Consider the following 13,941-nt stretch of genomic DNA (forward strand, 5'->3'; position numbering starts at 1 on the left):
TATTGTTACACGATATAAGACATAGAGACGGATGAACATTCTTGTCACAGGCTGCAACGGGCAGCTGGGAAATGAGATGCAACTGTTGGAAAAAGACAATGGGCAACATGTCTTTTTCAATACCGACGTGAGCCAGCTCGACATCACCGACCAGGCCGCTGTCGACCGCTTCGTGGCCGGCCATGAGATTGACTGCATCGTTAACTGCGCGGCTTACACAGCCGTCGACCGCGCCGAAAGCGACCGCGAGCTATGCACCACGCTCAACACGGTGGCCCCGGCCTACCTCGCCGCTGCTGTCGAGAGGCGGGGCGGGGCGATGATACAGGTGTCGACAGACTATGTTTTCGACGGAAAGGCACACACGCCGTACGTCGAAACCGACACGCCTTCGCCCGACAGTGTGTACGGAAGCACCAAGCTGGCCGGCGAACTGGCCGTGGTCAAGTTCTGCCGGCGCACGATGATTGTGCGCACGGCATGGCTTTATTCGTCATTTGGCAACAATTTCGTAAAGACGATGATGCGCCTCGGCCGCGAGAAAAAGGAGCTTGGGGTGGTCTTCGACCAGATTGGCACGCCCACGTATGCACGCGACCTGGCCGTGGCGATAATGGCTGCGGTGAACAAGGGCATCGTGCCCGGAGTCTACCATTTCTCGAACGAGGGCGTGTGCAGCTGGTATGACTTCGCCAAGGCCGTTCACCGCATGGCCGGGATTGGCACGTGCCACGTGCGCCCGTTGCACACGTCAGAGTATCCCACGCCGGCCAACAGGCCGCACTACAGCGTGCTCGACAAGACAAAAATCAAGGAGACGTACGGCATAGAGATTCCCCATTGGGAAGAAAGCCTTGGCGACTGCATGGCCAGGCTGATGGCTCAGTGATGGCAGATGGCGCCCCGGGCGTGGGCGCTGGCGGCCGGCAGGAGTGCCGGCGTGCTCCGAATGCGGCAAGGCTGCTGTGCCGGTGCCGCGGGCATTGGCTGCGGCAGGGCAGGCTTGGGGCCTTTTCATGAGGCCGGCGATGTAGACATGATTTTACGAGAACACCAGATATATGAACAACGAGATAGAAAGAAGACGAACATTTGCGATAATCTCGCACCCCGATGCGGGTAAGACAACACTAACGGAGAAGTTCCTGCTCTTCGGCGGACAGATACAGGTGGCCGGTGCAGTGAAGAGCAACAAGATAAGGAAGACGGCAACTTCCGACTGGATGGACATCGAGAAACAGCGCGGAATATCCGTGTCGACATCGGTGATGGAGTTTGATTACGAGGGATACAAGGTGAACATACTCGACACCCCGGGCCACCAGGACTTTGCCGAAGACACATACCGCACACTGACCGCCGTCGACTCGGCCATCATCGTGGTGGACAGCGCCAAGGGAGTTGAGACTCAGACGCGCAAACTGATGAACGTTTGCCGCATGAGGAACACGCCCGTAATTATTTTCGTCAACAAGATGGACCGCGAGGGGCGCGACCCTTTCGACCTGCTCGACGAGCTTGAGCAAGAGCTCCAGATTAAGGTGAGGCCGCTGTCGTGGCCCATCAACCAAGGCGCGCGCTTCAAGGGGGTGTACAATATATATGAAGGCAAGCTCGACCTGTTTACGCCCGACAAGCAGAGGGTGACCGACAAGGTGGAGGTCGACATAGACAGCAGCGAGCTTGACGAGCGGGTGGGAGCCGACAACGCATCGAAGTTGCGCGACGACTTGGAGCTGGTCGACGGCGTTTACCCCGAGTTCAATGTCGACGACTATAGGGATGCCACGGTGGCACCCGTGTTCTTTGGCTCTGCGCTCAATAATTTCGGAGTGCAGGAACTGCTCAATTGCTTTGTCAAGATAGCCCCGAGCCCACGCCCGACGAAGGCCGAAGAACGCATGGTGAGCCCCGACGAACCCAAGTTTACGGGCTTCATATTCAAGATAACAGCCAACATCGACCCTAACCACCGCTCATGCATAGCCTTCTGCAAGGTGTGCAGCGGAAAGTTTGTGCGCAACCAGCCTTACCTGCACGTCAGGTTGGGCAAGACGGTGCGCTTCTCTTCGCCCACGCAGTTCATGGCGCAGCGCAAGAGCACCATCGACGAGGCATACCCGGGAGACATCGTAGGACTGCCCGACAACGGCATATTCAAGATTGGCGACACGCTGACCGACGGCGAGCAACTGCATTTCAGAGGCTTGCCGAGCTTCTCGCCCGAGATGTTCAAGTACATAGAGAATGCCGACCCGATGAAGTCGAAGCAGCTTCAGAAAGGCATCGACCAGCTGATGGACGAGGGTGTGGCCCAGCTTTTCGTCAACCAGTTCAACGGGCGCAAGATTATTGGCACCGTGGGGCAGCTCCAGTTTGAGGTTATACAGTACAGGCTTGAAAATGAGTACAATGCCAAATGCCGCTGGGAGCCCGTGCATCTGTACAAGGCATGCTGGATAGAGAGCGACGATGAGGCCGAGCTTGCCAACTTCAAGAAGCGCAAGTATCAGTACATGGCCAAGGACAAGGAGGGCCGCGACGTGTTCCTTGCCGACAGCGGCTACGTGCTCAGCATGGCACAGGAAGACTTCAAGCACATCAAGTTTCACACCACCAGCGAGTTCTGACGGTCGGCCGGCAGTGGCCGGCGGTGCATTGGCTTTAGCCACGGGCCAGAAAAGGCATGCTCATTCCGGCGGCGAAAAATCATTACGCCGTTCGGTTCGGCCGGCCACGATGGCGGCCACAGTGCGCGAAACATGCCTTCCGACCGTGCAATACGGGCCGTTCGGCACTGTGGTACGGGCCGTATTGAAAGGCGAAACGGGCCATGTCGCAACATGCTGACAGTCAGGCTGATGGCTGTTTTGGTAAAATTGATTACAAAACGAGCTGCTTGCCGGAACCCCGCAACGGGCGATGCCTGCAGCAATAAATAGTGAGTAAATAGAAAAGAGATGACAAGAGAAGAAGACATAAGGCGCGCCATAGAGACCATGAGGAATGGCGGCGTGATACTGTATCCCACCGACACCGTGTGGGGAATAGGCTGTGACGCCACCAACCCCGAGGCCGTGGCCAAGGTATACAAGATAAAGCAGCGTGACGACTCGAAGGCATTGATATGCCTCGTCGACAGCGATGCCCGCCTGCAGCGCTACGTGCGCAACGTGCCCGACGTGGCATGGCAGCTCATAGACTGCGCCGAGAATCCCCTCACGGTGATACTTGACGGTGCCACCGGCCTTGCGCCAAACCTCATAGCCGATGATGGAAGCATCGCGCTGCGCATAACCAACGAGCCGTTCTCAAAAGAACTGTGCTACCGTTTCCAGAAAGCCGTGGTCTCTACGTCGGCCAACATTTCCGGCCAACCGGCAGCCCAGAACTATTGCGACATCGCGCAGGAATTGCTCGATGCCGTCGACTACGTGTGCTGGAGCCGCCGCCAGGAGCACAAGCCGCACAAACCGTCGAGCATTGTGCGCCTTAGGGTTAACGGTGAGGTCGAAATTATACGCCAATGATAGGGCTGTCGGCGCCCGCCGCGGGGCAATCGTGGTTTGAGCAGCTGCTGGACTGGCGTGAGAAGCACATCAGCGAGCGCACCTTTGTGCTCATGCTGGCCTTTGCCGTTGGCTTCTTCTGTGCCGTGGCGGCGTTTACGCTACACTGGATCATAGCCCAGATAGCCCTGTTGCTCACAAGCTCGTTCAACGAGAAGACGGCCAACTGGCTCTACCTGGTATATCCCGTGGTGGGCATATACCTCACGGGGCTCTTCGTGAAGTATGTCGTAAAAGACAATATCAGCCACGGCATTACGCGCATACTCTATGCCATAAGCAGCAAGCGGAGCCGCCTGCGCGGCCACAACTGCTGGTCGTCGGTGCTGGCCTCGGCCATCACCATCGGCTTCGGCGGCTCAGTAGGTGCCGAGGCGCCCATCGTATTGACGGGCTCGGCCATAGGCTCAAACCTGGGCAAGCTGTTCAGGATGGACAACCGTACGCTCGTGTTGCTTGTTGGCTGCGGTGCTGCCGGTGCCATAGCCGGCATATTCAAGGCACCCATAGCGGGGCTCGTGTTCACCCTCGAGGTGCTCATGATTGACCTTACCATGGCTTCGCTCCTGCCGATACTGATATCCTGCGTCACCGCGACATGCTTTACATACATCTTCAGCGGCTCGACGTCGTTGTTCACGTTCCACCTCGATGCTGCGTGGACGGTAGAACGGGTGCCTGCCAACATTCTGCTCGGCGTCACCTGCGGCCTGCTGAGCCTGTATTTCATAAGGGCCATGACGCTGTGCGAGGACATGTTCTCGCGCTTCAAGGACAAGCCTTACTTCAAACTGGTAATCGGCGGGAGCATGCTCAGCATGCTCATATTCCTCTTCCCATCGCTCTACGGCGAGGGATATCATGACATCAACCAGCTGCTCAACGGCAGTACGGAGGCCGACTGGAACGGCATCATGCACAATTCGCTTTTCTCCGGCCATGGCAGCCTGCTCGTCATCTACGTCTTCCTGGTGGTCATTACCAAGGTGTTTGCCACTTCGGCCACAAACGGAGGGGGCGGATGTGGCGGAACTTTTGCCCCGAGCCTGTTTGTGGGCTGCTTCGGCGGCTTCCTGTTTGCCAGGCTTTGGAACATGTATGAGGTGGGGGTCTATGTGCCGGAAAAGAATTTCGCCCTGCTCGGCATGGCCGGCGTGATGTCTGGCGTGATGCACGCCCCGTTAACGGGCATATTCCTCATCGCCGAGATAACGGGTGGCTACGCGCTCTTCCTGCCGCTGATGATAGTGAGCGTATGCTCTTATCTGACCATAATCATATTCGAGCCACACAGCATCTACGGCATGCGGCTGGCCAGGGAGGGCAAGCTCATCACCCACCATACCGACCATGCAGTGCTCACTCTGATGAGCCTCGACAGCGTGATCGACCGCGACTATACGCCCGTGTCGCCCGACATGGAGCTCGGCACCATCGTGCACAAGATAAGCCGGAGCCGCAACATCTTCCTGCCGGTGCTTGATGCAGCCGGCAATCTGCTCGGCGAGATATACATAACGAAGATAAGGCATGTGGTGTTCCGCATTGAATTGTACCACCATTTCACGGCAAGCCAGCTCATGACACCGCCCGCGGCTACGCTGCGCGACGACGAGCCTATGACCGAGGTCATGCAGGTTTTCGACCGCACACATGCCGACTGGTTGCCTGTGCTCGACGCCGACGGCCATCTGAAGGGCTACATCTCGAGGCAGCGCATGTATGGCATGTATCGCAAGATGGTGGCCGACATGAGTGAAGATTGACATCATAACCAACAGACCATTATGACAAAAGACGATTTGAGGATAGTTTTCATGGGCACGCCGGAGTTTGCCGTCGCTACTCTAAGGGCCTTGGTTGAAGGCGGTTACAACGTGGTGGCGGTGGTGACCCAGCCCGATAAGCCCGTGGGACGCCACGGCAGCGTGCTTCAGCCGTCGGCTGTTAAGCAGTATGCCTGTTCGCTCGGGCTGCCTGTGTTGCAGCCGGTGAAGATGAAAGACCCTGGTTTTGTTGAGCAGCTGCGCTCTTTCCGGGCCAACCTTCAGGTGGTGGTGGCTTTCAGGATGCTGCCCGAGGTTGTGTGGGACATGCCCGAATACGGAACGTTCAACGTGCATGCAGCCCTCCTTCCGCAGTATAGAGGGGCCGCTCCGATAAACTGGGCCGTGATAAACGGTGAGACCCGTACCGGCGTGACCACGTTTTTCCTTGACCACGACATCGATACCGGCCGCGTGATTATGCGCGAGCCGTTTGACATAAAGCCGGAGTACGACGCCGGCGACGTCTACGACGGGCTCATGCAGCTCGGTGCCGGCGTGTGCCTGCGTACGCTCGAGGCAATTGTGGCTGCCGGGGGGCATCCCGAGGCTTTGCCGCAAGACGGACTGCAACAGCCGGGCGAGGTGCTGCACGCGGCCCCGAAGATATTCAAGGAGACATGCCTGATTGACTGGCGAAAGACGGCTGCCGGTGTGCGCAACTTCGTGCGAGGCCTCAGTCCGCATCCCGGTGCATGGACAACACTCGTGACTGCCGACGGAAAACGCTCGGTGATGAAAGTGTATTCCACCGATGCCGAGATAGTAAAGGGGCAGGGCGAACCTGGGCAATTGTTCCGTTGCGGGCGAAAACTGGCCGTCACTACGGCCGGAGGCGAGGCTGTCGTGGTGGATCAGATGCAGGTTGCGGGTAAGAAACGCATGGCTTCGGCCGACTTCCTCAACGGAATGAAAGACATCGACGGTTGCCGGGTGGAATAAAATCTGTGTGCAGACATAATAAATCATGGCTTCTGCCGTTTGTAAAGTAAGCAAGTACAATAAGAAAGGAGCCTATGATGCATTTTACACAGGAAGGAATGAATCCCAACGAACGCACGCTGGATATCATTAAGAAGATAGCTTACACTTACAGAGTAATAAAAATGGCAGACGGGACGACTGTGTCTTTCTGCCTGAATTGAGCGATATATGGCAATGGTTTCACCATCGCTGCTTGCAGCCGACTTCTTGCGGCTCGACAGCGAGATAGAGATGATTAACCGCAGTGAGGCCGACTGGCTTCATCTCGACGTGATGGACGGCGTGTTTGTGCCCAACATTTCGTTTGGCTTTCCCGTCATCGAGGCGGTGGCAAGGGCTTGCACAAAGCCCCTCGACGTGCATTTCATGATTGTGCACCCCGAGAACTACATCCGCCAGACGGCACGCCTGGGGGCCATGATGATGAATGTCCACTATGAGGCATGCACCCATCTGCACCGCACCGTGCAGGAGATACACGATGCGGGGATGAAGGCCGGCGTCACTCTCAACCCTACGACGCCGGTGGTTATGCTTGAAGACATCATCGGGCAGCTCGACATGGTGTTGCTCATGAGCGTTAACCCGGGCTTCGGCGGGCAGGATTTCATTGAAAACACCATCGACAAGGTGGGCAGACTGCGCCGTATGATAGCCGAGAGTGGCTCTCACGCCCTCATAGAAGTTGACGGAGGGGTGCAGGCCGAGACAGCCCCGAGGCTTGTGGAAGCAGGTGTCGACGTGCTCGTCAGCGGCAGCTACGTGTTCAAGAGCCCGCATCCCGAGGAGGCAATAAGGCATTTGCGCAACCTCGGGCGTACGGTTTGAGCAACCAATCAGTTACAGTCAGCCGCAAGAACAGACGCTTGCGGCTGTTTTGTTTTAGGCCTGTAAGTGAATGGTGGTGTCATTGTTGCTGGGTCATGACTGTGGGTTTGTGTCACGGTATGTGTCCCATCCGGTTGTCGGGCATGGCCTTTGGGCTTGTTCCGTCGTAGCGGTAGGAGCCGCTTTTGCCAATTCCTTGGCAATGGCTTAGTCCCGGATGGCATGCGTGTGTTGTCTTTTCGTTTGGTAGGATGGCACACGAGCCGAGGGCAAATGGTCGCTCACAGGTTTTCATGTTGTTTAATATAAAGCCTCGTTTGGCGCAAGTGCATGGATAGAGTAGTGATAACAACCGATTCGGGTGAGCGGGTCGAGGCCGTTGCCCCTGTGGTTATATCGGCCAGCAGGGCCACCGACATACCGGCATTCTATGCCGAATGGTTCTTCCGCAGGCTGGAGCGTGGCTACTGTGTGTGGGTGAATCCGTTCAGCAAACGTAAAGTGTACGTATCGTTTTTGCGGTGTAAGGTCATCGTGTTTTGGACGAAAAACCCTGCACCGATTATGCCATATCTGCACATACTCGACCGTAAACGCATCCACTATTACTTTCAGTTTACCATCAACGACTATGAGCAAGAGGGCTTGGAGCCACGAGTGCCATCGCTCGGCTGTAGGGTCGACACCGCCCGGAGGCTGGCTGCAATGATAGGCGCCGGCAGGGTGGTGTGGCGTTTCGACCCGATGCTGCTCACGCCATCGTTGACACCGCATGATTTGCTGGCCCGTGTCTGGCGGTTGGGTAACATGATGAGGGGATGCACAGAGAAGCTCGTGTTCAGCTTTGTCGACGTGGGTGCCTATCGGCGCGTTGCTTCCAATCTGCGTGCCTCGTGCAGCTTGTATGCACAGGCGGGCGTGACGTCGGCCGAACCGTCGGCCGGGCAGCGTTTGGAGTTGGCTGTCGGTTTGGCCCGTATGCGCGACAGGTGGGCTTCGGATGGATGGAAAATTGATTTGGCTACGTGCGCCGAAGAAGATGACTTCGGGGCATACGGCATCTCTCACAACTGTTGTATCGACGGTACGCTGATAGAGCGGCTCTTCGGCAACGACCCCGAGTTGGTTTATTATCTGCATTCCGGGAAACTGCCGCTGCCCGATGCAGGCGGCCACATGTCGGTCATGCCCCTGGCAAAGCGCAGTCTAAGGGACAGGGGGCAGCGCAAGGCGTGTGGGTGCATGGTAAGCAAGGACATTGGCATGTATTCCACTTGCGGCCATCTTTGCGCTTACTGTTATGCCAACGGCAGCAGGATGACGGTCGAACGCAACATGGCTGCTCACAACCCCGGCGGTGAGAGCTTGTGTGGATGAACTTTGCGGTGTGTAAGGAGTGATTCAGGCAGACTGCTTTACATAATGCTCAGGCCCCGATGCTGAGCATTATGTCGTGCTCGCGGGCCATGCGTCTCAGGTTGATTATGGCGTAGCGCATGCGGCCGAGCGACGTGTTGATGCTCACGCCGGTAATGTCGGCAATCTCCTTGAACGACAAGCCTTGATAGAACCGCATGTATACCACTTCGCGCTGTGGGGCAGGCAAGGCGTTCATCATGCGGCGCACGTCGGAGTGAACCTGCTCGCTGACAATCTCGTCTTCACGGCAGATGTCCATGACAGAGGCACTTTTGAGGTTTGTCAGGTCATTGTCTTCTGCCATTTCCACTATGTGCTCATTCTTGTTCTGGCGATACCAGTCCATGATGACGTTGTGGGCAATGCGCGTAACCCAGAATGAGAACTTGCCGGAGTCGGTATACTTTCCTTCCTGCAGCTTCATTATGACCTTGACAAAAGTGTCTTGGAAAATGTCGTTGGCCGTCTCCTGGTCGCGCACTACGAACATTATATAAGTAAAGAGCTTTGTTTGATTTCGTGACAATAACTCATCAAAGGCTCTGTTATCTCCCTCAACGTACAGTAATGCCAACTCTTCGTCGGTCATACTTCCGAATTTCTTCATACTTAATTGTCTTTTGTTGATTAAGTAAATGTCTCGTCGATAGGCTTAACAGTTTTGATTAATTGTTATTGGAATGTTTATTTTATATTGCAAAAGTATATAAAATAATTCTTTCAACCAAATTATTGGCGTGGAATTTGTATGTCTTCAGTGTTTTTATTTTTAGATTTTTTCGCTTTGAAACACGCTCGCTCTTGCCTAGGGCTTGGTCGCACAAGTGTATTTTAATATATATGCCGAATGGCTGGTGCATTGTGATTGGCGCTTGACCATTGTTTGTAAACGGTTGCACGAATAGCACGCCGGGGAGCGCTATGCGAGTTTTTACGGTGCGCGCACTGCCGTCGCCGAAACCGGCACTGTGTGTTATGCCTGCCATGTTGGGCCGTTGAGTTTTCCAAAAATCGGCAGTTTAAGCCACAATGATTGCAAAGTATTGTAGTGCAAATTGTTTGTTGCCATGTTCTGAGGCTTTTTGCCATGTGTGGCAACCATGCTTTAAGCCTTGCGCAAGCAGGGCAATCGAAGGTGCACAGCAAGCCGGTAGTTGATTGAACTAAACGCGTCAAATTGTCGGCTCACTGCTTGACGGATGTCAATACATGCCGTTTTGCGTCGTAGAACGTGCCGTTTTGCACTTTGAAACGGCACGTTTTGCCGACCAAAACGGGGCTTTTTGCAAACGCTTTGTTGTTGTTTTCCAACACGCTGACAGTCAGATGGTTGGCTCACCGCAGGCTTTGTTCTTCATTCCGCGGCGATATTTTGATTTCGTTTTGATTTTATCGGCAGACATTTATTGTCGTGATTTCGACGGCTATTGTCTGTTTACAGGCATGGATGGCTGGTTCCGTTGTAAATCGGCGTGCGAAACAGAGCGAACATGCATTCAACCAAAATCGCAATTCGGTTTTTGCATCTACGCATCCACATTGCAGTGCAAACAAATTTCAGCCCTCGCCTTATGCGTAGCAGCCTGAGGCCACGCCACAGCAGGCAGCCTGCCACGGTGATGTTGCATGCGTCTGGGAATAGGGATTTTGTTTTCGATGCTAACACTATGCGGCATAATGGCAATATCTGGGCATGCCGGTTGAGACAATAGTGCTTTTTTGGAATGCAAAAAGCCCTCTCTACTGCAAAGGCGACTAAGAGAATACGGTTGTACGGCGTGTGGTTTGCAGCATGTCGTGGGTTTAATCACAATAGATAATCACCACAGTTGTGGCTGTGCTTTGGTTGCTTTTTTGGGCTTTCTGTATACTTTGTTGCTGCTGTCGGCACCTTGTGGCTGCTTTGTCTCAACCAGGCCAGCTGCACTTCTACCAGGAGCGAGGGGCTATTTTGAATAGAAGCTGTTCATAGCCACTTATGGCTCTAATGACCGATTGGTGTTAAATCTGGTTCTGAAATTTAGCAGTTAGATGTTTGTTTAGAAGTTAATGCCTCTACCAATCAAGCTTTTCCATCCTCGAAAGGGCATCATGCCCGTCGTTGCGTCAGGTTGTAGTCCGGCATGCCTTGGCCAACAGCGCCGGGCAATCAGCACAGCAGCATGATGAAATCTTTTTGTGGCCAAACGGCCGATTGGCATTAAAAAAACGTTTGCGGCAATGGTTCCATATCGCTGAACCAATTGCCGCAAACATCATTCTAAGCTTTGTGACGTTTTATTTGCCAAACAGCCACCACCTTTTCTTTTTAGTGCTGTTACCTCGATCATGCATGTACGGATTGTCAAGACTCCCGTTTTCAGCCTCGGCAAGCAAGTCGTTCCATGTCTTGTTCTGCTTTATCATGCGGTAGATAGTGCCCCAGTCGGGCAGTCCTCCGAGGTTGCGGTCGTCGATGAACATGTCGGCCTTGAGCTTGCGGCTGAAATGCTGGTTGTTGCTTTCAGTCTCTTCGGGGTAGTCGCGGTTGGTTGCCCAGAACTCAACACCGCGCTCCCTGCACCATTCGATGGCGTCGTTGAGCAGCTCCCCTTCGCGCACGCTCCACAGTATCAGCCTGTGTCTGTCTTTGATAAGCATTTTGAGCGTGTCGGTGGCGAATGGAATCTCGTTGCCTATCTCCGGGTATTTGTGCTCGACGATGGTTCCGTCAAAGTCTACTGCAATCGTCATGTCGCTTTTACCTTGTTTTTATCGAGTTGTCTTCTTTGTTGCCATAGTGGCTGTTGGCGTAGTTGCCATAGGTGCCGTAGCGCCCGTAGTGACCGTAACGCCCGTATTTGCCATACTTGCCGTAGCCGTAGTAGTAGCCATACTTCTTCTTTGAGAGGTCTACTCCGTTGAGCACAATGCACATGTTAGGCAGCTTTTTCTCCTTGGCGAGCTCGTTGATTGGGCCGAAAGACGACTTTGCCGTATAGTCGGCACGGCATACGATGATTGACACATCTGCCAGCTTGCCGATTTGGAACGTGTCTGTCACGAGTCCGATAGGGGCTGTGTCGAGTATTATGTAGTCGTATTCTTTCTTCAGGTGCTCGATGATTACTCCGAGGTTCTCTCTTGCCAGCAGCTCCGTCGGGTTGGGAGGGATGGGCCCGGCCAGCATCAGGTCGAGCTTGGGGTTGACACCCGACGGCTGTATCTGGCTGGTTATGTCGGCCGGTGTTATCGTTTCTTTTGTCAGCAACGGGGTTACTCCGCGGTTTCTGTCGGAGAGGCCGAAGAGCCGTCCGAGCGCGGGCTTTCTGATGTCCAGGCCAATCAGTATTACCTTCTTGCCGAGCAGGGCAAAGCTTACTGCTATGTTTGCGGCGTTGAACGTCTTTCCCTCGCCCGATGTCGACGACGTGAACATTATCACTTTCTGGCTGTCCTTGAGCATGAACTGTATGTTCGTGCGCATAGATCGGAATATCTCGTCAATCTGGTCGTTCTTGTTCTCGTGCACAACGATACCTGCCGCGCTCTTCGCGCTTTCGCTTGCCACTGCCACATCTGCAATGACGGGAAGGCTTGTGAGCTTGACCACGTCGTCGTGGCCCTCAATCTTGTATCTCATCAGTTGCAGTATGTATAGTATGGCGAACGGTATGCCGATGCCAATCACCAGTGCAGCCAACAGTATTACGCTTCCCTTGGGGCTCACTTTGCCTCCGAATATCGGGTCGTCAATCATGGTTCCCTTGTCGGCTGTGGCGGCGAGGGATATCGAGTTCTCCTCTCGCTTTTGCAGAAGCATGAGGTACAGGCCCGACTTTACTTCCTGCTGGCGGCCAATCTGCGTCAGTATGCGCTCCTGCTCAGGGGTGCTTGCAATCCTGTTTTGGTACAGGTTGTATTGTTTCTCGATGCCTTGCAACTTGATGTCGGCGCTGCGGCGTGCTTGGAGCAGGGCCGTGCGGAGGCTTGACTGCAGTTCGTTGAGGGTGTTGGTCAGTGCCATTACCTGCGGTGCAATCTCCGATGCAGACTGCAGCAGCCTGTTCCTTTCGAGCACCGACTGGTTGAACTGTGTGATGAGTGCCGTCGACGCCGGGTCTTCAAGCCCGATGTTGGACGGTATTATTTCATATTTGTTGCTCGGGTTGTCTATGTACTCCCGGAGGTAATTGAGCAGTTCTATCTGCGACTTTGCCTCCGACAGCTTTGATGCGTACTGGCTTGACTGGGTAAGGGTCTCGGTGGCGTCGAGGCTCAGCTGCGTGAGGTTGTGCTTTCTCTTGTAGCTTTCCAGGTCGCCTTCGGTAGTTCCAAGCTCTGTGTTTATTTTCTCAAGACGCTCGTTGATAAATTGTTCCGTCTTGATGGCTATCTCGTTCTTGTCGGCGTTGGCCTGCCTGTTGTAGCATATCACCAGTTGCCTGAGGAAGTCTTCGGCCCTCCTTGCGTCTTTGTCGCTGATGCTGACAAGAGCTATCGACGTTGTCTTCGATGTGGGCTCTACGCTCATGGTTCTGATGTAGTTGGCTGCAACGGTCGACGGCGGCATTATTGTCACAATGAGGTCGTTGGTCTTCGACTCTTCAGGTATCTCGTGCAGGTTCGGTGTGAATGTTAGCAGGCCCGCATATGTCTTGACTTTGGCCGGCAGAGAATTGAAAGAGACCTCGAACGGTTTCTCGTTGTTGGTGCTCTCGTTGGTGAACACCTTTCCCTTGACATTGAACTTGCCGCCTGCCATAGACACTCTCATCTTTATATAGAGCACCTTCCTCAGTATGTCGGGGTTGTCCATACGGGTTAGGGCGGCTGTGTCCAAATCCACATTCACGGGCTGTGTCTTGTATATCAGCTTGTCCTTGATGCTGCCTTCAAGCCTGTATTCAGTGTAAAGCTTGAGGTCTTTCACTGCCTCGCGGGCCAAGATGTGGCTTTGCAGTATTTCGACCTCGTTGTCAATGCCGTTGCTGCTCGAGATGAAACCGAAGTCCTGCATGTTGGCTAACATCTGGTTGCCACCCCTGGCTTGCTTGGTTTCGTCGTCTTTGATGAGCACTTTTGCCGACACTTGGTATACCGGGCTCTTGTACCTGAGATATGCTACGGCTACGCATAAGCACACAATGACCGACAATGCAAACCATTGCCAGTTGAGGATGAACATTGTGTATATTGCCTTGATGTCGAAAGAAGACTCAGACTCGTTGGCTGCAAGCTGCTCGGCGTTGCTGTTCGTTTCTATATTATTGTTTCCCATCAACAGTAATTAATTTGTTTTTGAATGGATTTCGTTGTTGCTATGTATGATATAA

General features: G+C 54.2%; 10 protein-coding genes. 7 read left to right on the forward strand and 3 right to left on the reverse strand.

Translation table 11 applies throughout. From position 1 onward, the window contains the following. The first annotated feature begins 31 nt into the window (after positions 1–31). The 7 genes from rfbD (at position 32) to M3089_RS00110 (ending at position 8,584) form a co-directional block, all read left to right on the forward strand. Positions 32–889, forward strand: a complete 858-nt coding sequence (gene rfbD, locus M3089_RS00080) for a dTDP-4-dehydrorhamnose reductase (protein ID WP_249081101.1) — start codon at positions 32–34, stop codon at positions 887–889. Positions 890–1,061: 172 nt separating this feature from the next. Then, positions 1,062–2,630, forward strand: a complete 1,569-nt coding sequence (locus tag M3089_RS00085; RefSeq protein ID WP_205108686.1) for a peptide chain release factor 3 — start codon at positions 1,062–1,064, stop codon at positions 2,628–2,630. A gap of 330 nt (positions 2,631–2,960) precedes the next feature. Beyond that, positions 2,961–3,530 (forward strand): L-threonylcarbamoyladenylate synthase, encoded by a 570-nt coding sequence (locus M3089_RS00090; RefSeq protein ID WP_205108688.1) that lies wholly within the window; start codon positions 2,961–2,963, stop codon positions 3,528–3,530. Beyond that, positions 3,527–5,335, forward strand: coding sequence for a chloride channel protein (locus M3089_RS00095; protein WP_249081102.1), 1,809 nt, complete (start codon positions 3,527–3,529; stop codon positions 5,333–5,335). The genes M3089_RS00090 and M3089_RS00095 overlap by 4 nt, the downstream gene beginning before the upstream one ends. Positions 5,336–5,356: 21 nt before the next feature. Further along, complete coding sequence (gene fmt, locus M3089_RS00100) at positions 5,357–6,337, forward strand: methionyl-tRNA formyltransferase (RefSeq protein WP_249081103.1); 981 nt, start codon at positions 5,357–5,359, stop codon at positions 6,335–6,337. Positions 6,338–6,547: 210 nt separating this feature from the next. Beyond that, a complete protein-coding gene (gene rpe, locus M3089_RS00105; RefSeq protein ID WP_205108695.1) occupies positions 6,548–7,207 on the forward strand; it encodes a ribulose-phosphate 3-epimerase in 660 nt (219 codons plus the stop codon). Positions 7,208–7,537: 330 nt separating this feature from the next. Next, the gene (locus tag M3089_RS00110; protein WP_249081105.1) at positions 7,538–8,584 is read left to right on the forward strand and encodes a DUF1848 domain-containing protein; all 1,047 of its coding nucleotides are present in this window, start codon (positions 7,538–7,540) and stop codon (positions 8,582–8,584) included. Between the two features lie 49 nt (positions 8,585–8,633). Here M3089_RS00110 and M3089_RS00115 read toward each other — a convergent pair whose 3' ends face one another. The 3 genes from M3089_RS00115 to M3089_RS00125 form a co-directional block, all read right to left on the reverse strand. Then, on the reverse strand, positions 8,634–9,233 hold the full coding sequence (locus tag M3089_RS00115; RefSeq protein ID WP_205108697.1) for an RNA polymerase sigma factor: 600 nt from the start codon (positions 9,231–9,233) through the stop codon (positions 8,634–8,636). Between the two features lie 1,670 nt (positions 9,234–10,903). Further along, a complete protein-coding gene (locus tag M3089_RS00120; protein ID WP_249081106.1) occupies positions 10,904–11,359 on the reverse strand; it encodes a BT0820 family HAD-type phosphatase in 456 nt (151 codons plus the stop codon). Between the two features lie 7 nt (positions 11,360–11,366). Continuing rightward, positions 11,367–13,886 carry a GumC family protein gene (locus tag M3089_RS00125; protein WP_249081111.1) on the reverse strand — a complete coding sequence of 840 codons (2,520 nt, stop codon included), beginning with the start codon at positions 13,884–13,886 and terminating at the stop codon, positions 11,367–11,369. Between the last annotated feature and the right edge of the window lie 55 nt (positions 13,887–13,941).

This window comes from Marseilla massiliensis (assembly GCF_023336985.1).
GTDB classification, from domain to species: domain Bacteria; phylum Bacteroidota; class Bacteroidia; order Bacteroidales; family Bacteroidaceae; genus Prevotella; species Prevotella intestinigallinarum.